Annotated in this window: 20 protein-coding genes; 13 read left to right on the top strand and 7 right to left on the bottom strand. The window is 39.1% G+C overall.

Going from position 1 to position 23,008, the window contains the following annotated elements; all coding sequences use genetic code 11:
• Nucleotides 1–7: 7 nt before the first annotated feature.
• Together FB6_RS03645 and sbmA are read right to left on the bottom strand one after the other, a co-directional pair.
• Nucleotides 8–1,075, bottom strand: coding sequence for a DUF1176 domain-containing protein (locus tag FB6_RS03645; RefSeq protein WP_174558695.1), 1,068 nt, complete (start codon nt 1,073–1,075; stop codon nt 8–10).
• Between the two features lie 182 nt (nt 1,076–1,257).
• Nucleotides 1,258–2,454, bottom strand: coding sequence for a peptide antibiotic transporter SbmA (gene sbmA / locus FB6_RS03640; RefSeq protein ID WP_174558694.1), 1,197 nt, complete (start codon nt 2,452–2,454; stop codon nt 1,258–1,260).
• Nucleotides 2,455–3,088: 634 nt separating this feature from the next.
• Between sbmA and FB6_RS03635 the strand changes: the two genes are divergently transcribed.
• Nucleotides 3,089–3,283 carry a hypothetical protein gene (locus FB6_RS03635; protein ID WP_174558693.1) on the top strand — a complete coding sequence of 65 codons (195 nt, stop codon included), beginning with the start codon at nt 3,089–3,091 and terminating at the stop codon, nt 3,281–3,283.
• Between the two features lie 275 nt (nt 3,284–3,558).
• Here the strand turns inward: FB6_RS03635 and FB6_RS03630 are convergent, their stop codons facing one another.
• Both FB6_RS03630 and FB6_RS03625 read right to left on the bottom strand, forming a co-directional pair.
• Nucleotides 3,559–4,191: a hypothetical protein gene (locus tag FB6_RS03630; RefSeq protein ID WP_254592187.1), complete on the bottom strand. Its 633-nt coding sequence runs from the start codon at nt 4,189–4,191 to the stop codon at nt 3,559–3,561.
• A gap of 161 nt (nt 4,192–4,352) precedes the next feature.
• Nucleotides 4,353–5,000, bottom strand: a complete 648-nt coding sequence (locus tag FB6_RS03625; protein ID WP_174558692.1) for a hypothetical protein — start codon at nt 4,998–5,000, stop codon at nt 4,353–4,355.
• 199 nt (nt 5,001–5,199) lie between these two features.
• Between FB6_RS03625 and metG the strand changes: the two genes are divergently transcribed.
• From metG to FB6_RS03610, 3 genes are all read left to right on the top strand, one after another.
• Complete coding sequence (gene metG / locus FB6_RS03620; RefSeq protein WP_174558691.1) at nt 5,200–7,257, top strand: methionine--tRNA ligase; 2,058 nt, start codon at nt 5,200–5,202, stop codon at nt 7,255–7,257.
• A gap of 142 nt (nt 7,258–7,399) precedes the next feature.
• Nucleotides 7,400–7,546: a hypothetical protein gene (locus tag FB6_RS03615; protein ID WP_174558690.1), complete on the top strand. Its 147-nt coding sequence runs from the start codon at nt 7,400–7,402 to the stop codon at nt 7,544–7,546.
• A gap of 67 nt (nt 7,547–7,613) precedes the next feature.
• On the top strand, nt 7,614–9,251 hold the full coding sequence (locus tag FB6_RS03610) for a hypothetical protein (protein ID WP_174558689.1): 1,638 nt from the start codon (nt 7,614–7,616) through the stop codon (nt 9,249–9,251).
• A gap of 281 nt (nt 9,252–9,532) precedes the next feature.
• Here the strand turns inward: FB6_RS03610 and FB6_RS03605 are convergent, their stop codons facing one another.
• Complete coding sequence (locus tag FB6_RS03605; protein ID WP_174558688.1) at nt 9,533–9,646, bottom strand: hypothetical protein; 114 nt, start codon at nt 9,644–9,646, stop codon at nt 9,533–9,535.
• A 259-nt stretch (nt 9,647–9,905) separates the two neighbouring features.
• Here FB6_RS03605 and FB6_RS03600 point away from each other — a divergent pair, with 259 nt between their 5' ends.
• The 6 genes from FB6_RS03600 (at nt 9,906) to FB6_RS03575 (ending at nt 18,507) form a co-directional block, all read left to right on the top strand.
• Nucleotides 9,906–10,886: an MBL fold metallo-hydrolase gene (locus tag FB6_RS03600; RefSeq protein ID WP_217427321.1), complete on the top strand. Its 981-nt coding sequence runs from the start codon at nt 9,906–9,908 to the stop codon at nt 10,884–10,886.
• Between the two features lie 129 nt (nt 10,887–11,015).
• Nucleotides 11,016–11,393 carry a VOC family protein gene (locus FB6_RS03595; protein ID WP_174558687.1) on the top strand — a complete coding sequence of 126 codons (378 nt, stop codon included), beginning with the start codon at nt 11,016–11,018 and terminating at the stop codon, nt 11,391–11,393.
• 124 nt (nt 11,394–11,517) lie between these two features.
• Entirely contained in the window at nt 11,518–12,771 is a 1,254-nt protein-coding gene (locus tag FB6_RS03590) for an exonuclease SbcCD subunit D C-terminal domain-containing protein (protein ID WP_174558686.1), read from the top strand.
• 9 nt (nt 12,772–12,780) lie between these two features.
• The gene (locus tag FB6_RS03585) at nt 12,781–16,377 is read left to right on the top strand and encodes an AAA family ATPase (protein WP_174558685.1); all 3,597 of its coding nucleotides are present in this window, start codon (nt 12,781–12,783) and stop codon (nt 16,375–16,377) included.
• Between the two features lie 577 nt (nt 16,378–16,954).
• A complete protein-coding gene (locus FB6_RS03580; protein WP_174558684.1) occupies nt 16,955–17,974 on the top strand; it encodes a hypothetical protein in 1,020 nt (339 codons plus the stop codon).
• 2 nt (nt 17,975–17,976) lie between these two features.
• On the top strand, nt 17,977–18,507 hold the full coding sequence (locus FB6_RS03575) for a hypothetical protein (protein ID WP_174558683.1): 531 nt from the start codon (nt 17,977–17,979) through the stop codon (nt 18,505–18,507).
• Nucleotides 18,508–18,980: 473 nt separating this feature from the next.
• On the opposite strand, the gene FB6_RS03570 is transcribed toward FB6_RS03575, so the two are convergent.
• Nucleotides 18,981–19,667, bottom strand: coding sequence for a YggS family pyridoxal phosphate-dependent enzyme (locus FB6_RS03570; RefSeq protein ID WP_174558682.1), 687 nt, complete (start codon nt 19,665–19,667; stop codon nt 18,981–18,983).
• Nucleotides 19,668–19,790: 123 nt separating this feature from the next.
• Here FB6_RS03570 and FB6_RS03565 point away from each other — a divergent pair, with 123 nt between their 5' ends.
• Together FB6_RS03565 and FB6_RS03560 are read left to right on the top strand one after the other, a co-directional pair.
• The gene (locus FB6_RS03565) at nt 19,791–20,828 is read left to right on the top strand and encodes a type IV pilus twitching motility protein PilT (protein WP_174558681.1); all 1,038 of its coding nucleotides are present in this window, start codon (nt 19,791–19,793) and stop codon (nt 20,826–20,828) included.
• 26 nt (nt 20,829–20,854) lie between these two features.
• Nucleotides 20,855–21,976 (top strand): PilT/PilU family type 4a pilus ATPase, encoded by a 1,122-nt coding sequence (locus FB6_RS03560; RefSeq protein ID WP_174558680.1) that lies wholly within the window; start codon nt 20,855–20,857, stop codon nt 21,974–21,976.
• A gap of 71 nt (nt 21,977–22,047) precedes the next feature.
• Here FB6_RS03560 and fur read toward each other — a convergent pair whose 3' ends face one another.
• A complete protein-coding gene (gene fur, locus FB6_RS03555; RefSeq protein ID WP_174558679.1) occupies nt 22,048–22,485 on the bottom strand; it encodes a ferric iron uptake transcriptional regulator in 438 nt (145 codons plus the stop codon).
• Between the two features lie 112 nt (nt 22,486–22,597).
• Here fur and FB6_RS03550 point away from each other — a divergent pair, with 112 nt between their 5' ends.
• Nucleotides 22,598–22,996 carry an outer membrane protein assembly factor BamE gene (locus tag FB6_RS03550; RefSeq protein ID WP_174558678.1) on the top strand — a complete coding sequence of 133 codons (399 nt, stop codon included), beginning with the start codon at nt 22,598–22,600 and terminating at the stop codon, nt 22,994–22,996.
• Nucleotides 22,997–23,008: the final 12 nt, after the last annotated feature.

Genomic DNA, 23,008 nt, shown 5'->3' with positions numbered 1-23,008 from the left:
TAACGGCTTATTTCACTACAGCTTCTATCAGATACAAATCCCAAACTCCGCCAGGAAAACCTTTGCACATGCCCGACCAGCGATCGAGAGTTTTAACAAAAGCTTTACCATCCCAAGTCCATTCACTGCTGGCCCAGCAATCTCCTATGCCGCGTCCCTTTTGCGCGCTGCCAATTTCACCTGATGCAAAACCTGAAGCAAATTCAGTGACAAAGGTAGCTTTACCTTTTAAGGATTGATCCAGCACCCAGGCACCATAGCCTTCATTATAGGCACCGCGCCAGCAAAGCGTGGTTGCCAATACTTTGTTATTGGTCAGTTTATACAGTTCTATGGCCTGAGGTTTGGCATTTTCATCTTCATAAATACCTTCACAAAACACATGGGCATCTTGCAGTTCTGGCTGTGCTGCCATTAAAACACTATGCAATGCCTGAAATTGAGTGCTATTCGGTTGAAGTGTTAAATAGGGTTTATCAGCGGTTTTTACTTTTTTGACTATAAGTTTTGGCTCGGCAGCTAAAACACTGGATTCGTTTTTTGTTCCCTTTTTGACGAGCGCCCCGACTGTACCAATCCGTTGTTGAAATTCATCCATTTTCAGTAAGGTGGCAGTCATCCCCAAATCAGAAACCGGCCATGAATAAGCGCTATTTTTAAATACAATTTTTACATTTTTCTTGGTGTACTGTAATAACGCATTTAGTTGTGAAGTTGTCAGTGTTCCAGTTAAAGGCTTGGCCGTAGCATCCAGATTGACGGCACCATAATCCTTGCTATTCAGATAAAAATGAATATTTTTAAGTTTTTTACTCCCCACCGCCTGATCTTCATTTGCTAATGCAAACTCTGCCTGAACCGGCTGTTTTGCTCCAGCCCGGCGTGTCAGTAAAATTGATGCCGGTACAAGGTCGCTATCTTTCTGATAACCTGCTGACCGACAGGTTCCGGTATTACTACAATGAACTTCCCAATCCTGGTAGGTAAATGCCTTACCCTGAATATCTTTGGCCACAGTCAAGGGACTTACAATGCTTAAACACATCAGAGACATCAAACTGTAGAAATTTTTCATCTTTTCATATCCCTCCCTTTTTTAACAATATACATCGTAATACTGATAGCAATGTTGCTGAATCATTTCAAAATGCTTTTATTCATTCTCTATTTTAAAGATGAATTAATGGAACTCGAACCAATTGAATACAGCGAAAAATTAAAAAGCCCGCATCAAGCGGGCTTTAAATTCAGTAGAGCTTAGTCGTCCAAAGTGGATTCAAATGCTCTTAAACGCTTATAGATCGAAAGCAATTCAATAATCGTCGGCCAAGATCCAATTAAATACTGGAAAGACTCACGCACATTACCAAATACATTGGCAATCTGAGTCATCAGCCCCAGCGTAATGGCTCCTGCAGCAATACTTGGGAACAACACAAATAAACCGTACAGATTGTCCAGTTGCAGATACCAAATACGCACCATATTGAAATAGGCATAGTGGAAATACAGACGGAAATAATTAAAACGTACCCGACCGAACAATTCTTTTAAAGTCAGCGGATCTGCACGGTCAGCATAATCCTCACCATAGACCAATTCCTTACGATATGCCGCTTCAACCTTTTGGTTGTTAAATTCCAGTCCCGGTAGTTTATAACCAACCAGCATCAATACCACTGTACCCAACACTGCCCAGCTAATGGCAGCCCAGACCAGTGCATAGGGAATTTCTCCAATGATAGGTAAAGCCTTTACATGTGAAGACAACTGCAAAAGCACCGGTAGAAATGCCATTAAGGTCATCAGGGCCTGAATAAAACTGACCCCCAAACCTTCTGTGGTTTTGGCAAAACGCATGGTATCTTCCTGAATACGCTGCGAAGCCCCTTCAATATGACGTAACTGTTCCCAATGCGCGGTGTAATAGTCATTCATCGCTGTACGCCAACGGAAAATATAATGACTGACAAAAAACAGGTTAAACACTGCAATAGTGACGTAGACCATAGCTACATAAAGGAAAGTCATGGTTTGGCTGTAGAGTAAATTAACATCTCCCCCACCATTATTGAGCATTTTCTGAATCAGGTCATAAAATGGACTATACCAGGCATTGACCACTACATTCACTTGTACTGAAAACCAGATATTGAACAGAATAAAAGCTGAGCCCCAAACCGACCAACCTTGCCAGGGATTGTTCGATTTAAATTTCCAGAACAGGGAAAAAATAACGGTAGAAACAAAAAACCACAGATAAAACCATAAAAAGGAAGGCGTCCAGAAGCGGCTTACCCCAATGGGTAATTCGGCTGTAGTATAACCCGGTGCAAAACCTAAAATTGTTCCCCAGCCACTACCACCGGAATACCACAAGGCAATATTGATAACAAACCAAAGTACCAACGACAAAAAGAACCACTTCGGATTCGGAAAAAAAGATTTAAACATTACCTTTGGATATTCCTTTATTTTTTAGTGTACAAGCTAAGCGATCAGCACAAAACCCAGCAAAAATGAGTTAAATGGATGAGTCGGCCATTATTCTAGTCTTTGCACCTTTGTAGCAACTTCTTCACTGTTTGTGAAATGTTTTTTCAAGTGAAATTGCTTTACTTCGGCATCATTTCAATAAACATAATGTAATTTAAATATCCTCTATTGAAGATGCTTTTATTACCCCAGTCGCGTGAAACAGCACATATAATTAGGACTAATATCGTGTGAACAGTTACATTCACACCTCTGAAACATCATAGAATCGATAGATTTTTTTGATTTCCATTTCACTGCTAGATAGCATTGCTCCAATGTGTCAAAGCATGATCTAAGTTCAGGCTAACTTGACTAAATTAAAACAGTATTAAAAATTGAATTCCCCCTTCATCACTCTTAAGGAAATGAATTTAGAGAAATTTAAACTATAAATTTTAAGCATTACTCTTTTTTGTCTTCGACACACCAACTGCACTCACAATTTCGTCCGTTTGTTTTTGATTTAATTCGCAAAACTGCTAAAATTGGTTAAATAGCTATCAAAACATGTTATGATTTAAATATATTTAAAACATTCGGGGAATACCAAATGGAAAACGTTGTCATCGAATTATTAAAACCAATTATTCTAGAAAAAGAAAATTGCAACCCTCTGGTTTTTGAACAAGGCACGATTTTAAAAGTCGTAATGCATACACCTACCGGCCTACTGGTATCAGATGATTCAAAATTCAATTTCACTGTTTCTTTAAACGATGAAAACAAAGTCTGGCGTCAACTATAAATTTCATTAGATTTTTCTAGTGATAAAGATAAATAATTTAAAAAACTTCAAACTTGAGCGCGACTTCCCCAAATGCTCAAGTTTGAAAAAAATCTGATCTACCCTCTTTCAAATATAATGACCGAGCTGCAGTTGCGCTGCTTGTTTAGGGAATACTGTCCCATGAATGGTCATTTTCAAAATCATCTTCATATATAGTTTTGTCACCCAACTCTTAACATGGCTGCACGATCACAAGGATCATACAGTTCATTCAATCAATATCTGTATTAAGTTCAATCAATTTCGTACACGCTAAACAGTAGCTTTTCCTTTTCTGAAATTGCCCAATAAGGATGTAACCTTTGCTTTACATCATTTAAGCTGATAAAGCTCCGCTCCATACAAGCTTGTTCTACCCTCTTGATAGGTTTTTCAGAACCATAAACAATAAAAGAATCATGCACTTCATGATCATTATGATCTTTTGACCATTCATCTGGCTGTACATAATGGATATTTGAGTGAAGGCTTTTCCAACGCTTTTTAATGGTCGGCTTAATACATTCTATTCCTCCTTTGTTTACTTGTTTCCCTGACAATCTAACTCTTTCTAAAAACTCCTTTTTTGTAGATTCATCCAAAGGATAGACCATGACCCAACTACCAGAGTCTCCAACATGCATACGTTTGTAAAAGAATATATGTTCAGTTAAAGATGGGAAAACCTGATGATCATACGTTTGACTCATCATCAATCTTTTGGCATTTTGTTCATCACGTATCTGACCAATCCAAATCATGAGTGAAATATATAGGATAAGGAGGACAACCAATACGAGTACCAAAGTGTAACCAAGCAGCTTTAAAATCCCATTTAAAATTTGATTGGAAATATCAGCAATCTTATCCAAGTGTGTTTTTGACACTTTTTTTCCTATTGATTTTTATTTTCCATCATCTTACTGAAATTTATGATTAAAAAACAACAAAGCTAATCAAGATATATTCGTCCAAACTGATTTTTCAAAAATCTTGAAGCATTTAAAGATCAAATTGTATTTTAAGTAGAGCTCATATAAATGTAGCACTAGCGATCATCGGTAAAATAAACACTAAACAGCAGCCCTTCCTGTTCATTCACAGCCCAATAGCCATGTTCAAATTTTTTGTATTTACTAGGCGCTGGTATGCCTGGAAAGCGTTTAAACACCTCAAAACATGCTCTTTCTACTCGGGGCAAATACTTCGTAGAACCGTGCACCAAAAATGAATCATGATTGGCATAATCATGATGGCTCAAAAATTCCGGATTGGGTTGCACATAATGTAGGCTCAGACGCCAACCACGCCAACGCGTTTTGATGGTTGGCTTGACACACTCGACATCGATGGTATTTTCCAAACTCAAGTTTTGAATCTTATGATCAAAATACTGTTTCATTTTGCTGTCTAGCGCATAAACTAGAACTACACTGCCTCCCCAGACAGAATGATTTCGGGAAAAAATTAGTACCGGTTTTGAAAGTACTGGAAACTGCCGATGATCCCACTGATAGGCATAATCCAGCTTGCGACGAAATTCAGACTGTTGCTCAAACTGTGCCTGAGTAAGCACCCCGACTATTAACATCGCTACAGGCAGGCATAGAAACATGGCTGTAATCAGCACAATCAGAACCGTATTTCGCAATAATGTCCAAAACTGTTTGAATGATGTTTTCGCTACTGCTGACATGCTGCCTCCTGCATTTTTGTTATTTGAATGTAGGCATTTTTTTCTTCAGCTATTTTGAGTGTATGGACAGTTACTGTGAATATTCAAGATGCTCTTTGCAGCGTTTTGAAAACTTTTCACTGAATCCCTTGTGCATCTGCCATGCAAGTCATGTAAAATCTATCACCTTGCATAAAATACGAATGAGAGAGTTATATCCGTGCGTAATATCTTAGTCACTAACGCCCTTCCATACGCCAATGGTCCCATCCATATGGGTCACTTACTCGGTTATATCCAAGCAGATATTTGGGTTCGTGCCATGCGTGCAATGGGTCATGATGTGACTTATGTATGTGCGGATGATGCTCACGGTACAGCGATCATGCTGCGTGCCGAAGCCAATGGCATTTCACCAGAAGCGCAAATTGCCAATGTTCAAAAAGAACATATGCGTGATTTTGACGGTTTTGGTGTACATTTCGATCACTATGATTCAACCAACAGCGATGCCAACAAAGCGCGTTCTCAAGAGATTTATATCAAGAACCGTGAAGCTGGCAATATTGCCGTTCGCCCTGTAACGCAATTGTTTGATCCTGAAAAAGGCATGTTCCTGTCTGACCGTTTCATTAAAGGTACTTGCCCAAAATGTAAGGCGGAAGATCAATACGGCGACTCATGTGAAGTTTGCGGTACAACTTATAACGCAACAGAACTGCTGAATCCAAAATCAACTTTAAGCGGTGCTGCACCTGTAGAGAAATCTTCAGATCATTACTTCTTCAAACTGCCGAACTTTGGTCAATACCTGCAAAAATGGACCCGTGATGAAGGTCGTTTGCCTGTGTCGATTGCCAACAAGTTAGATGAATGGTTTGAAGCCGGTTTAGCCGATTGGGACATCTCGCGTGATGCGCCTTATTTCGGTTTTGAAATTCCAGATGCGCCAAACAAATATTTCTACGTTTGGGTAGATGCACCGATTGGTTATATGTCGAGTTTTGAAAACTACATTAAAACCAAACGTCCAGAACTCTGCTTTGAAGATTACTGGAAAAAAGATTCAAAAAATGAGGTGTATCACTTCATTGGGAAAGACATCGTGTATTTCCATGCGCTGTTCTGGCCTGCGATGCTTGAAGGTGCAAACTACCGTACCCCAACAGGTTTATTCGTCAACGGTTTCTTGACTGTGAATGGTCAGAAGATGTCGAAATCTCGTGGGACTTTCATTAAAGCAGAAACGTATTTAGAGCACTTAAACCCTGAATACCTGCGTTACTACTTCGCGTCTAAACTTTCTGACAAAGTTGAAGATTCTGATTTGAATCTGGATGACTTTGTGCAAAAAGTGAATTCAGACTTAGTCGGTAAAGTGGTGAACATTGCTAGCCGTTGTGCCAAATTCATCAATACCAAATTTGATAATAAATTGTCTGCGACTTGTGCAGAGCCTGAACTGGTTCAAAGCTTTATTGATGCCGGTACATCAATTGCTGCTCAATACGAAGCGCGTGAATTCTCTGCTGCGATTCGTGAAATCATGGCATTGGCTGATAAAGCTAACCAATACATTGATGAGAAAAAGCCTTGGGCTTTAGCTAAAATTGAAGGCGAAGAGCAACAAGTTCACGACGTATGTTCTGTCGGGATTAACCTGTTCCGTCAATTGGCAGTTTACTTGGCTCCAGTCCTTCCAACATTGGCTCAACAAGTTCAAGACTTCTTACAATTAGCTTCTTTCGACTTTGCTTCTCGTGAAACGATTCTTGTGGGTCATGAAATTGCATTGTTCCAACCTTTAATGCAGCGTGTTGACCCGAAAGCGGTTGCTGCCATGGTCGATGCTTCTAAAGATTCTTTAGCTGCGCCTGCTGAAGCACCAAAAGCAGAAAAGAAAAAAGAGAAGAAGAGCGATAAGAAAGCTGAACCTAAAGTCGGTGAAGCAGAGATCATTGGCATTGAAGATTTTATGAAAGTTGACCTTCGTGTTGCAGAAGTTTTAGAAGCTGCACACGTTGAAGGTTCTGACAAGTTACTTCAATTGACTTTAAACGTTGGTGAAACTGAACCACGTAATGTATTTAGCGGTATTCGTGAGTTCTACCAACCGGAAGACTTAAAAGGCAAATTGGTGGTGATGGTGGCTAACCTTGCACCACGTAAAATGCGTTTTGGTATTTCAAACGGTATGGTTTTAGCTGCAGGCAATGGCGATGGTGTTTGGGTGATTTCACCTGAGTCTGGTGCTAAACCGGGTGATAAAGTGTCTTAATTGTTAGATTAAGATGATAGAAAGCCTCTACGTTGTAGGGGCTTTTTTATATTTAAATTTTTTTGTCGCCAAAATTCTTCGAGATTAAAATTTGAATTCTTTATGATGCGTTTACTCAAACAAACCATCATGGAGATTCAAAATGAGCAACTCAAACCAATCTAAATCAGTGGCAAACAATGTATCTAATCAAGTCAATGCCAACAAAGGAACCAATGGTACAAACATCGCTTATGATAAAGCACAAGGTCATCGCGGTACTCAATTAAATCCTAACCGTAAAAAGTAATTTATTCTTCCAAAGAAGCATTCGACAGAATGCTTCTAGTTTTTTATATAGTCATTATAGGGACATCATGCACGCTTTAGCTCAATTTCCATCACAAGGTGATTTAATCAAATTCATTTATGATGCTTTAGGAATAATTCCAAGCAAATCTGAACAAATTTTAGATCTCAAAATTGAGAATAAAAGCTTGCAAAAAAGTTTACAACGCTTTGCTAAAGAAGAAGGTTCTAATTTTTTAGAAAACTTTGATTTGCACATGCAAGCCCTACATTCTGCAATCGCTGATCTCTTCCCAACATGGCATTTGCAGCACTCAATTTTAGATACACTAAAAGATTTATTTCAATGCTATCTAGGGGCTGTCCTTGAAAATCATACTTATTTAAATAAAAAAGATTCTTTTGAGTTTATTATTCAAACCACTATTCTTCCAAGACTTCCAATTTCAATTCTGAAATATAAAAAGTCCTACGCAGATTTTTTTAAAGATGTTCATGCACCACAAGATTTTTATTGGTTTTTAGAGACGAACAATCAAACACCTTTAAGCAACATTATGCAATGGATTTATACGTCTGAAAACTTAGATCAAAACAACTTTCACTCATTAGAACAAGGTCTTTTAACTACCTCTGAGAGTGATCAACAAGAAAAAGACTTATGGAATGTTGATAATTGGTTAAAAGATAAAACTGTGCCTGCTTTTGCAATGCTTAAAGCTACATTTGATCGAGCCTTTAAATCACATGCTATTCCAAAAGAAAGACAAGAAGGTTATTTATTCTTTTTACTCATTGCACGCTTTTGTACTTATTGTTCTCAGCAAATTAAAGAAAATTATGGAACAAGTTTTTTACAAACAATGTCTGAAAAACTTAGATCTTATTTAGATGCAATCTATAAAGATTTTCATATTTTTTATAATGATGAAATGAAAGCTATAATGAATGAACAAAGAAATATAATGGCTTCAGACCCATACAATATCGAAAATAACGTTAATATTGAAGAAATGACTAATTTTTTAGTATTTCAATCATTCCAAAAAAACTGCTTACAAGCTGGTGCAGAATTAGCTTTGCATGTACAACGTGTCGGGCATACCAATGATTTACCTGATTTTGATGATCATTTCCCTGCTAACTTTAACTTAATTACATTAAAAGATGGCTTTCGATATTTGCAATCTCAAGCTAATCCTGAACAGTTTTTAGCAAATATAGAAAACTATCATCATGGTTATTTTGATGTCCTAAATAAACAAATGTCTTTTGAGAATTGGTTTAAAGAGTATCAATCTTGCCACAATTACATCGTTTATCCTTGGCTAGAACAATGGATTCGAGGCGTTCTTTTGTTTAAGCAAAATGACATTGCAGAAGCATTAAATTTTATGGATAGTGCCTTTAAAACAATTCGTTATTCAGCAGGCAAACATCAAGAATGCTTTTTAGAAGATTATCTTTTAATTAGTCTAGCTAATCCCAAAGGTTATAAAAGCTTTAAACAAGCCTATAAATGGGGAACATTTATGAATCATTTTGGCGGTTTAAAACCTTTATTTAACTTAGAAAGTGATGAAGAAATTAAACAGCTTTATCAGGCTAAAAAAGATGCTTTTAAAGCATTTGAAAAAATGAAGAATAAGATGGACATGAAAACCCTAGCTAAAATGGTTTTTCATTGGAGATATGACCAAGGTTAATTTATAGAATGAATTACTCTTATTTGTATATAACGCTAAATGGATAATCTAATGTTTTCATGCTAAAAAATAGTTTATCCATTTAGAACTTATAAGAATCCCATGCAAACTTTACACTAAGCACAGCAACCATCACCACAACTCATGTTGCTGAGCCAAGCACCTAAACAAGTTGCTGGCTACTACCACCACCAAATCGGTAATACCCAAATCACTGCCCGACTTGATCTATCCATTTTAAGGTATCTAAAAACTTTCTATAGACAGCCTAATTCATACTTTTATTGCAGTACAAATTCCCAAATCACAAAACCAATTCCAAAGCCAAGAAAGGAATAAAGCGTAATAATAAAAAATACGAAACTGGCTTTGTTTTTCTTTTTCCAGAAACTCATACGACCACCCTAAAATACAAATTTGCACCATGTTAGCGCGTATTAAAACAAAAGTGAAATCAATCTAAGTATTTATTAAATAAAAGTTTTTATTAAAATAAAAAGCAGAAAGTCAATATACAGATGTGTGTTAAATTTCTAATACAGATGACATCCTCGACTGTAATAAGAGTCGTAACACATGAATCTTGAAACTTATTCAAATTTGCCAATATCCATGCTAATACATAAGCATCTCTTTAAAAGCACAAGAGTAGCTATGAACATTTTCAATAAAAAACTCGTTGCTATCTTACTCTCTAGCAGCACACTACTCATGAACATGAATAGCGATGCTGCTGAACCAACTTCTATTGCACAACATAAACAGGTCGCTGGTTTTTACCAATACCCATTAGGCCATACACAAATCACAGCCCTACTCGATGGTACCAATTACCTCTCACCGGCAATATTTAAAGGCATTCCGGCAGCAGAAGTAACACGAATCTTAAAAAAATATTATGCAGACCAAGCCAAAGGTGTCCAAACCTCAGTAAATGCCTTTTTAGTCAATACCGGTTCAGGTCTGGTATTGGTCGATAGCGGTTCATCCAGCTGTAACGGACCAAATTTCGGCTCTGTGATCAAGAATATGAAAACAGCCGGTTATCAGCCCGAACAGGTCGATACTATTTTACTGACGCACTTACATCCGGATCATGTCTGTGGCATCAGCACTAAAGGCACAGCCAATTTCCCGAATGCGACAGTCTATACTTCAGAAGCTGAGGCAAATTACTGGCTCAATCCGCAACAACTTTCTAAACTGCCCAAAGACCAACAACCCAGATTCAAACAGATTGCCGAGAAAATTCAACAAGCCCTACAGCCCTATCAAAGCCATAAACGCTTTAAAACCTTTAAATACGGCGACACACTCAAAGGCTTTGAAGTCATGAATACATCCGGCCATACACCGGGACATGCCAGCTTTGCCTTCAGCTCGGGTCATGAAAAAATCGTGTTTATTGGAGATATTGTCCATTCACACAGCATTCAGTTTGATCAACCTCAAACGGCGATTGATTTTGATACCGACGCTAAAAAAGCAGTACAAACACGTTTAGCTCAGTTTGCCCGATTGGCTAAAAATGGACAGGCTGTGGCAGCTCCCCACTTACCTTTCCCCGGTATTGGGCATATCTATTCAGCCGATGGCAAACACTATCAATGGATACCAGTACATTTTAAAGACTAAACTCAGCAGTGCTAAAATGATTTTCCCTGCATTTGAATAGCAAAAGGTTATCCAGTTATTCGCCTCAATCATGCAGCAAAAGCACCGCACAAATTTTATAAAATTCACAAGAATAATCAGGATCAACGCATGAATACGATTGTCTACTTTGAAATTCAGTCCTCCAATCCAACGCGGGACATCGATTTTTACCAGTCTGTTTTTGGCTGGAAATTTAGTAAAGTTGAAGGTTTACCTATTGAATATTATCAAATTGCCACTGAAAACTTATCCGGTGGATTACTGAAACGCCCTGCCGAAGTTCCGCCCACACATTGTGGTACCAATGCCTATACCTGTTCTGTTTTGGTGGATAATTTTGATGAAACCTCAAACAGGATTCTGGCTGCCGGAGGACAAATAGCCATGCCTAAATTTGCCATTCCAGGGCGTTGCTGGCAGGGATATTTTCTCGATCTGGACCAGAACACCTTTGGACTGGTTGAAGCCGATGAAAATGCGAAATAAAAAACTGAACAATTCTAATTAATTAACATGACTTAAGCTGTCGCACCCGAGATGAATTGCAGAATAAGCCACTGCATTTATGGTAATTTATAGCCTCATCATGCATTGTGATTTGGGGCGTTAGATGGCTGTTCACTTTTTTCATACATCAGATTGGCACTTGGGGCAATTTTTTTACAACCACTCCCGCCAGTATGAACATGAACAGTTTTTAAGTTGGTTACTTGAACAAATCAAGCAAAAACAGCCCCATGCCCTGCTGATTGCCGGGGACATTTTTGATGTCATCAATCCGGCATCCAGTGCACAAAAGCAGCTTTATCAATTTTTAGCCGATGCCCATGCCCTTGCCCCGCATATGCAAACGCTGATGATTGCCGGCAATCATGATTCAGGATATCGCATTGAACAGGTCGAACCTTTACTGGAAAAATACAATGCCAAAACGGTTGGCGTGATTCATAAAAATGCCGAAGGCCAGATCGATTTAGACCGTTTACTTATTCCGATCTATAATCAGCAACAACAGATTGTGGCCTGGTGTTTGGCGCTGCCATTTTTACGCCCTGCGGAAATTACCGGGTTTAATGAACACACCAGCAATAGCCAGAATGCGATTGCCTATTTGCACCTGCAACTGATTGCTGAAGCTAAAAAGCGTAAAACGGATGATCAAGCACTGATTTTGATGTCGCATGCACATATGCAAGGCGGTGAAACCTCGGATTCGGAACGGCCGATTATTATTGGCAATGAAGAAGCCTTATCCACTGCCTTATTTGATGACTGCATCGATTATGTGGCGCTGGGGCATTTGCATAAACCGCAAAAAGTTGGACAGCCCAATATCCGTTACAGCGGCTCACCTATCCCCTTGTCTTTTAGTGAGATTAACTATAAACATCAGATTGTAGAAGTGCAGATTGATGCGCTAAAACAAGATGAATCACGCTTTCAGTTTGAAACACTTGCCATCCCACGCAGTATTCAGCTGCATAAAATTCGTGGCGAATTGAATGAAGTGATGCAAAAACTCAAAACCTTGCCTGAAGGTGAAATTGAACATATTGATCAGCGTGAATATGTCGATATCGAATATCACACCCTGACACCGCCCTTGCCCAATTTAAGACAGCAATTTGAAGAAGCCTTACCTAATAATCGCTATCGACTGGTACGAATTTCACGGCAATATTTATCTGCGGAAAATGACAGTTCAACCATTGCAAAAATTTGCCTGGAACCTCCAACACCGGAAAAACTGTTTCAGCAAATCTGGGAAAAACAGGGCTATAGCGATGATGAAAATGTTTTAAAAGATTTTATCAGTCTGATTCACGAAGCACAAAAATCACTTGAAGATCATCAGATTCATTAAGGTTCATGCATGAAAATTTTATCCATTCGTATCAAAAATTTGGCCTCGCTTGCCGGTGAACATTTTATTGATTTTGAAAGTGAACCTTTGGCCAGTGCGGGTTTGATTGCCATTGTCGGCAAAACCGGTGCCGGTAAATCGACCATTTTAGATGCCATGTGTCTGGCGCTGTTCAACAAGATTCCACGGCTTAAAGACAGCGATGGTAAACTGCTGGATGTGGATGGTTCGGAATTACTCACCAACTCACCTTTAACCGTTTTACGTCGCGGCACGGCGCATGGTTTTGCCGAGCTTTGCTTTGTGGCACAGGATCAAAAAAGTTATTTAGCACGCTGGGAAATTAAACGTGCCCGCGAAAATGCATCAGGTAAATTGCAAAGTGTGCAGCGCTATTTAAAATGTCTGACTGATGGCGTAGTGATTGCCGATAAAGCCAAAGCCGTCGATGCCAGTATTCATCAAATTAGCCAGCTCAGTTTTGAGCAATTTACCCGCGCTGTGTTATTGGCACAGTCGGAAGTGACGGCATTTTTAAAAGCTCGGGATAATGAACGCGGTGAACTGCTGGAATATCTGACCAATTCCAACATCTTTGGCAAAATTGGCCAACTGGCTTATGAAAAAACCAAACAGATTGCCAATCAACGTAAAGAATTAGAGAACATTCTTGGGCATATTGAGTTGCTGTCTGAAGAGGATTTCACGGCCTACTCCTCAAAACTTCAACAACTGAACCAAGATCATCAAAAACTGGATATTGAAAAGCAAAATCTACAAAAGCAGCAACAATGGTTTGAACAAAAACATAAACTTCAAGCTGATGTACAAACACGTCAGCAATATTTGGAGGCCCAGCAACAATATCTAGATGCACTTGCTCCGCAAAAAGCACAACTGCAACAACTTGAACGCTTTTCCTCTATTCGGCCTAGCGTGATTCTGCAGAAAAATTTAAATGCTGACCTTGCAATACTGCAACCCAAATTAGAACACGTTCAGAACCAATTCACAGGGATTGAACAACAATTCAATACTGAAAAATTGACCTTTGAAAAAATAGATAACGCACAAAAACAGCAACATCAATTTGAAATTCAGCACCAGCAAAATATTGAGGTTGTTCGTGCTCGCATCGCCGATCGACGTGTTCTGGGTGATCAGTTGCTTAAAATTAAAGATGAACTCAAGACCTTACAAGAGCAACACTCTCCTCTTGTCAATGCTGAACAGCAAGTCAAAAATGAGCTTCAACAATTGCAACATGACATTACCCAACACACTGCACTTTTGGCTGAATCTGCACATTTCAATCCTTTGGATGATGGGCTTTCGGCACATTTGAGCCAGTTACAACGCTTTATTCAAAGTTATGCTCAATTTGAAAAAAACCATGGCAATGTCAGTCAAGCACAGCAAAATGTAATGCAACAACAGCAACAGCTTGAACAACTGACGCAGCAATATGGGCAAGATGATGCACTCGATCAAAAAATTGCCTCGGTACGCACTCAGCGTGAACACCATTTACAACAGCTGAATCTACTTGATGTCACACACACACATTGGCAAAACTTCCAAAATATGAGTGCTGAAAACGACAAGCTAGTTTCGGCACAAAACAAGCTGCAACAGCAAATTGAACAAAATAAAGTACAACTTCAATCTGCTGAAAAAGCTTATCAGGATCAAAAAATTGCACGTGAACAATTACAACACATGTTGCAAAAGCAACGTTTACTGCACACTGAAAATGTTGAACATTTAAGAGCGAGCCTGGTCGATGGCGAAGCATGTTTAGTTTGTGGTAGTACACATCATCCGTATATACAAAATCAGGATGCACTTTCAAACGAATTGTTCAAACTGCAAGAGCAACAAGAACAACAAGAACTTGAAAATGAAAAAACGGCTTTCGAAGCATGGCAACATTTGCAAAAAATGTATGCTCAACAAACAGCATCATGGGAAGCCAATACTCGCCAACTAGCAATACTGTCATCACGGCTGCAGCCTGCTCAAACTCAGCTTGAACAACAATTCAATACGCTGAATATCCCCTTTGATTTCTCGCAAGATCATCTGGTATTAGATCAAGCCATGGCGACAAAGGTGCTTGAATTTCAACATACGCAAAAACAACTTGAAGATAATCTGAGTACGCATGAGCAAGTACAAAAACAGTGTCATGCACTTCTTCAAATGATTCAACAGACCAGCCAGCAACTTTCTGTCCTAAAACAAGCTGAAGAAAATATTCAAGATGTTGTGGGCTTATTGAATGACACCCAAGGTCAAGCATGGCGACACAATACGCTGAATACGGCCGAACAAGTTCAAGTCATGTTACTCCAGCGTCAAAACACCTTAAAACAACTGAACGATTTAAATACTCAGCTGAGTCAAAAATCACAACAGCGTGATCAAGCTGTTCAAAATCTAAAATTTAGTCAGGAAAAAATTAAGACGACAGAAACTCGCATAGAAAACCTTACACAAGAAGGCAAACTAAATAGCGATTTAGCCATTCAAGCCATTTTTGGCATGACACAAAGCAATGTTGAAAAACCACATGAATGGTTAGCGCAGTTCGATCAAAACAGACAACAATTGCACATTCAATTTAATCAAGCTCGTCAGCAGTTTGACCAAGGACGTCAAGCTTTTGAAACTGCTCAAAGCACGCTAAAAGAATGTCAAACTCAGCAAACCCAATTTCAGACACAAAAGCAAAATGTTGAACACAATATTCAACAGTGGTTAAGTCAGCATACAGATTTCAATGCGCTGATATTGCAACAACTGAGCGAAATTTCACATGAACAAGAACAGCAACTTAAACAGCGTGTAGTCGACGTTGAACGAGCGCATTCAGATGCTTTAGCAAGTATTAAAGCCATTCAGGAACAGCTTCTACAGCATATGGAACATCAACCTGAAATTGATGCTGAAACACTATCTTCACAGCTGACAACCGTTGCTGAACAATTCAAGCAATTGATCGAACAGCGGGATCAAGTGAAACTCAAACTTGAAATGCATCAACAAAATGTCGATAGACAAAAGCAATTTGCAGATCAAATTCAAGCCATTCAGAGTGAAGAACACCGTTGGGGCAAAATTTCAGGTCTAATGGGTGATGCGACCGGGAAAAAATTCCGTGATTATGCACAGCAATATAATCTGGATATCTTGATTGAGCATGCCAACCAGCAGCTGGCGATGCTCTCACAGCGCTATACCCTCAAACGTTTGGAGAACTCTCTGAGTCTGGCGATTATTGACCATGACATGGATGGTGAAACCCGTTCAGTCGCTTCGCTTTCAGGTGGAGAATCTTTCCTGACGGCGCTAGCCTTATCACTGGCAATTGCCAATATGGCTTCAGGATCCATGAAAATTGAATCTTTATTTATTGATGAAGGCTTTGGCACGCTGGATGCTTCATCTTTACATATGGTGATGAATGCACTCGATCAACTGCAAAATCAGGGTCGTAAAGTGGTGCTGATCTCGCATATTCAGGAAATGCATGAACGCATTCCGGTACAGATTCAGGTCAAGCCATTGGGTGCGGGAGCAAGTACCATTGAAGTTGTGGGGTAATTGGTTATGGAAAAACTGTTTGATTACGATAGATATGTTCCCATTTGTCACTATCACAAAGTTCATAAGTATTTTTTATATGAAGATTCATCATGCTTCCAACTTAAAGGATCAGGATTTTTGGGATTCCCCTGTAACAGTTTAGCCTTTCGACTATCGCTAAGATGCACCAGTGACACTTATTTCCTCCACATACACCGCATATCTTCCTAAAAAGGATGGACAGAAGTAGATAAGACTCGACCTTAAGGGGCTTATTTGATGATTTAAAATGCTGAATTAACGAAGGACTTCAAATTTAGGCTTGTAAAACTGGTTCTTTTCTTTAAAGCAAACAGTAGTACTAGCCTTTCGGGTGAATATCAGTACGAGTTTCCAACTCTACCGATCTTTCGTTAAATGATGATTCTAAGCATCAAATAACTGTACCCACTGAATTTAAAGGAAAAGTCCTCTAAGTTGTAAAACTCAGAGGACTTTTTTATCACGATTAACTTAAATAAGAACCATAACACTACCTAAAACAGTCAAAATGGATTAAATTTACTTTTAACAATCATAATGTTTGAAGATTTTTATGTTTAAAAAAATAATAATTTTTATGACAAGCCTTTTGTTGATCATTAATTCAACTTTAGCCAATGCAGTAACCATTGGAGCATGGACATTGTCTAATCCAACTGCTGTTGGAGCATCCATGCTATACGATGGTTCAAAAGGAGCTGTGACATCATCCATTTTAATCACTCCAAACGCTTCTCAGGTTGCCAAAGTTTTACGGGGTGGTGCAGCAGGTTTTGCACTAACTTTAGCTGTTGAACAGCTATTAGGGGCTGTCGATTGGGTACTTGATCCAGCTAACTCTAAAATTAGGTATAAAGATCAGTCTGACTTAACCTCAACCGCCTATGGCTTTATTATTCCTATTAATAATACTAGTGTTTTATATGGGTTTACTAAGGAAAATGTTTGCTCTAAATACTTTAATTATTATTCTAAACAATACCCACTCAATACTAATGACTCTCAAAAAAATTCATATCGTCAAGAGCTTAAAGATAATAGTTGCTATGTTCATGCAATGCCTTTAAATGTTCAGGCTTCATATGTCTTAATTTATAACAATTCAAATTACAATCCTAATCAAGAAAAAACCCTCTCTCTCGAAACCGTTGCTCAAAAAGTCATTGAAAATGCAGAAAGTGATAACCTCGATGCACAGTTTGCAGTTTTAGCAGCTGCAAATAATATTTTGTCGGAAGCTGAAAATGATGATGCTAAACGTAAACCAATTGAAGATGAATTAGAAAACAATGCTAAATGTCCAAGTGGCATTGTTAGAAATGGTAGTTGTTGGATTTGTGATAAATCCCAATTTATGCCAATAACTAGGGCGACAAGGGATGCTAAGACTGCTACAAGATACAAAGGCTGTAATAGTTCAACAGATCTAACTACTAAAGCCGCTAATGCTATTCTTTTTAGAAACTTAATCAATGCACGTGTTCAGGAAAATGCTTGTTGGTTACCACCTGATCCGAATCACATTTTAAGACTTGCTGAAGATAGAAATGCATTAAGTAATTGTGAGAATTGATAATGAGTGCAGATATACAAAAGTCTATTGAAGAAATTTTCCCTCTTTTCCCATTAGGAGAAAACCGCTCTCTACTTGAATGTGATTTTTATGATACTCATTATGGATATTTTGATCAAATTGATGATGATTACTTATCTGCAATAGAAATGTCAGCAGAAGGTTTACTTCTTGAATATGGATTTGATTGGCCTGAATTTTACTTAAAAGCTGGATTAGAAGCAGCTCGTTCACGTAGTAGACCTATTGAAGGAATCGAAACATGGAAAGATGTAAGTTATCAATATTTAAGCTATTTCGGACAAGATTGTGGTTGCTTAAGTTCAGAAGGTTTTAAATTTTTTTTACCTGCTGCTATTTACCACTTTTTAACAACTGATCAAAACAAAGCTTATATGGATTGGTTTATTTTTAGATTAGAATCGCAATGGGAAAAAGATAACCACGTTTTTAATAATGACCAAAAAAACTTCATTTTTGAGTTTATAAAAGATCATTATAATGGGCATGTTTCTTGGACACCTGAACTCTAATAAAACTACCATCCAAAATCCATACCCCGATCTTGCTTAGGTTGGGGCTTCTCCATTTCCTTTTGCCGTTCTTTTATTTTGATGAGATTCGTCTCAGTATCTCCGAAGTTACGAGTAAGTTCTGCTGTGATTGCAGTACTGTTTGAGAGATTTCTTTTTGCGTCTGTGAGAGATGTTGCAATATTTGCTCGTTGGAGGTCGTGATCTGCTCCATTTTTTGCACTTTGCTCCCAATCTGTTCGGTGTATTCCCATCACGACAAGAAAGTCGTGTATGGGGAACAAAAGGTTTTTCTTGCAAACGTCAAAATATATTTTGACGTTCTCATTTTGGCCTTTCAAAAGTAGAGATATGCCTAGGCAAAGGCATCAAAATGAAATCCATTAGATGAGGCTGTGCTAATTTAAAAAATCAGATTGAACATATTTTAATTTATGCAAGGTGTTTAATAATCATCTTATTGATTAAAAATTTTATTTCGAATAATCCCTTGCACCAAACAGTGCCGTTCCCACCCGTACCATGGTTGATCCTGCGGCAATCGCCTCAGTCATATCTCCTGACATACCCATACTTAAAGTATCCCAGTCTTCAGGATGTGCATGCTGCGCCCTCACCACCTCAAACAGAGCTTTAGCATCTTTAAATGCATCAATATTGCCCGGGGCAGGAATCACCATCAGACCACGCAATTTTAAATGTGGTAGCTGGCTAATCTGTTTCACCAGATCAATCACTTCATCCGGCTGGCAACCATCTTTTGTTTCTTGCCCGTCAATATTCACCTGTAAACAGATATTCAGCGGTTTTTGCGAAGCTTCACGTTGATTAGACAAGCGCTCGGCAATCACCAGACGATCAATCCCATGTACCCAGTCAAAGCTGGCCGCCAGATGCTTGGTTTTATTACGCTGTACATGTCCAATAAAATGCCATTCAATGTCTAAATCATTTAAAGCTTCAATTTTCTCTAACGCTTCCTGCAAATAATTTTCACCAAAAGCCCGTTGTCCGGTCTGGTACATTTCGCGCAAGGATTCACTGGGATGCGTCTTCGATACAGCCAATAACTGCACGCCATTTACATCGCGCTGGGTTTGTTTACACGCCTCTTCGATTTGCTGTATAACTTGATTTCGTGACTGTTGAAGGCTATTCATTGACGAGGTTCTCATTTCATTCATCTTTTTTTGCCTTCCCTTACAACTAACTGTTGGTTAAGCTCAGGGAAAGCCTTATTATTCTATCAAAATAAATAACATTTAAATGAACTCGGGGAAATTATGGATATTACTGAACTTTTAGCTTTTGCAGCTAAAAACGGGGCATCGGATTTACACTTATCTGCGGGGATGCCACCTCTTATCCGTGTTGATGGCGAAGTACGCCGAATTAACCTTCCTGCCTTAGAACATAAAGAAGTACACAAACTGGTGTATGACATTATGAATGATAAGCAACGTCGTGATTTTGAAGAAAAGCTCGAAACTGACTTTTCCTTTGAAGTGCCTGGCGTTGCCCGTTTCCGTGTGAACGCATTTAACCAGAACCGTGGTGCAGGTGCCGTATTCCGTACCATTCCTTCAAAAGTTTTGACTATTGAAGATCTGGGTATGGGACAAATCTTTAAAGATATCTGTAATTTCCCACGCGGGATCGTGTTAGTCACCGGTCCTACCGGTTCAGGTAAATCTACCACACTGGCAGCTATGATCGACTATATTAATGATCAGCGTTATGACCATATTTTAACAGTCGAGGACCCGATCGAATTTGTACACGAATCTAAAAAATGTCTGGTGAACCAACGTGAAGTACACCGCGATACCCATGGCTTTAATGAAGCACTTCGTTCTGCACTGCGTGAAGACCCGGATATTATTCTGGTTGGTGAGATGCGTGACCTTGAAACCATCCGTTTGGCATTGACTGCAGCGGAAACCGGTCACTTGGTCTTCGGCACACTGCATACCACCTCTGCAGCAAAAACCATTGACCGTGTAATTGACGTATTCCCGGCCGAAGAAAAAGACATGGTACGTGCCATGTTGTCTGAATCTTTACAAGCCGTAATTTCACAAACCCTGCTCAAGAAAAATGGCGGTGGCCGTGTCGCTGCACACGAAATCATGATTGGTATTCCGGCTATTCGTAACCTGATTCGTGAAAATAAAGTGGCACAAATGTATTCTGCAATTCAAACCGGTGCCAACTACGGTATGACTACACTTGATCAGAGTTTGAAGAACCTAGTTTCAAAAGGCATTATCAGTCCGCAGACCGCCCGTACCATGGCAAAACAACCAGAAGCATTCTTATAAATTGAAAATGGATTGAGGTTTTGATTATGGATTTTAATGACTTACTCAATTTAATGGTTCAACAGCAAGCATCGGACTTATTTATTACAGCCGATGTCGAACCATCTATGAAAATTAATGGTCAGATTCTGCCCATTGCAAAAACCAAACTGACTGGCGAAGTTGTGGGACAGCTTTTAAATTCAATTATGACTGACAAGCAGCGTAAAGAGTTTGCTGCGACTCGTGAATGTAACTTTGCCATCAGCAACCGCGACAAAACCGCACGTTTTCGTGTGAGTGCATTTCAACAACGTGATCAGCCGGGTATGGTGCTACGTCGTATTGAAACTGTGATTCCAACCATGGATGACCTCAAGTTACCGCCTATTTTAAAAGAATTGGCGATGACCAAACGCGGCATCATCATTTTTGTGGGTGCGACCGGTACCGGTAAATCGACCTCTTTAGCGTCAATTATTGGTTATCGTAACCAGAATTCCAAAGGTCATATCATTACCATTGAAGACCCGATCGAATTTATTCATGAACATGCAGGCTGTATCATTACCCAACGTGAAGTCGGTATTGATACAGATACCTTTGAGATTGCATTAAAAAATACTTTGCGTCAGGCACCCGATGTTATTCTGATTGGTGAGATTCGTTCCCGCGAAACCATGGATTATGCCATTGCCTTTGCTGAAACCGGTCACCTGGTTTTTGCCACCCTGCATGCCAACAACGCCAACCAGGCGATTGACCGGATTATTCACTTCTTTGATGCGGACCGTCATAGCCAGTTATTTATGGATTTATCCCTCAATTTAAGAGCAATTGTGGCGCAGCAATTGATTCCAACCGTAGATGGCAACTCACGTCGTGCTGCAATTGAGATCCTGATCAACTCGCCTTTAATTTCAGATATGATCCGTAAAGGCGATGTGCATGAAATTAAAGACCTGATGAAACGTTCACGTGAACTGGGCATGCAGACCTTTGACCAGGCCTTATTTGACTTGTACAAAGCCAAGCAGATTACCTATAAAGATGCACTTAAACATGCCGATTCACCGAACGATCTGCGCTTGCAAATCAAGCTGTCTGAAGAAGGCGGAGACCGTTTAATGCGCGCTGGTTCGAATATTACCTTCGATGGTCAGGCTTAAAACACAGACTAAAATACAAAAAAACAGGCTTCAAATGAAGCCTGTTTTTTTAACCTGATTCCAAGTCAGTGTTATTTTTTACGCAATGCTTCCTGGCATTCAGGTGCATCGCAATAACCGTACAAATTCAAAGAGTGACCAGTTAAGGTAAAGCCAAACTTCTCAGCCACTTCATGCTGTTCATGCTCGATCACATCGTTGGTGAATTCGACCACTTTATTACAGTTTTGGCAGACAATATGATCATGATGATCTTCTTGCATGATTTCGAAAACTGAATGATTATTTTCAAAATGATGACGTTGGATAATACCCGCAGCTTCGAACTGTGTTAACACGCGGTACACAGTTGCTAAACCGACATCTTCACCTTGTTCAAGTAAAGTCTTATAAATGTCTTCTGCGCTTAAATGATGTTGTCTTGAATTTTCTAGTAATTCCAATATTTTTATTCGTGGAAGCGTAACTTTAAGTCCAGCTTTGCGTAAATCTTGATTTGAAATAGGCATGTAAAAGGGTCTCTCAACAAATTTAAAGTTGGAATATGCAACAAAGTTAAGATGCAGTATGATCTATCCGTGGATCAAATGCATCATAATTAATTTGGGATAGTGTAGCAAAATGCAAAAAATCATGTTGACGTTATTCGTCACTTCACTGCTCGCAGGCTGTTCGACCTTGGGCGTTTATAAAGTGGATATTCCCCAAGGGACACCATTAACTCAAGCACAAGCGTCAAAAATTCAAGTCGGTATGAGCCACCAACAAGTTCGCTTTTTGCTGGGTAGTCCTACAGTAAGTGATCCAATGAATCCTTTACGTTGGGACTACATCTACAACTATATACCAGGTACTTATGCTAAAAAAGCAAAAATTCCAGCAGCCCATGGTCAACATTTAAAAATTTACTTCGATCAAACCGGTACGGTCATCAAGATTGAAGGTCTAGAAACTATTCCAGAATCTCAACCCGGTTTACCAGGATCTAAAGAAGCGATTTTAACTGCGCCCCCACTATAGACGCTTTAAAAT

The organism is Acinetobacter bouvetii, assembly GCF_902753875.1.
Classification (GTDB): Bacteria; Pseudomonadota; Gammaproteobacteria; order Pseudomonadales; family Moraxellaceae; genus Acinetobacter; species Acinetobacter bouvetii_A.
This window is presented reverse-complemented; position numbering and strand designations above follow the sequence as displayed.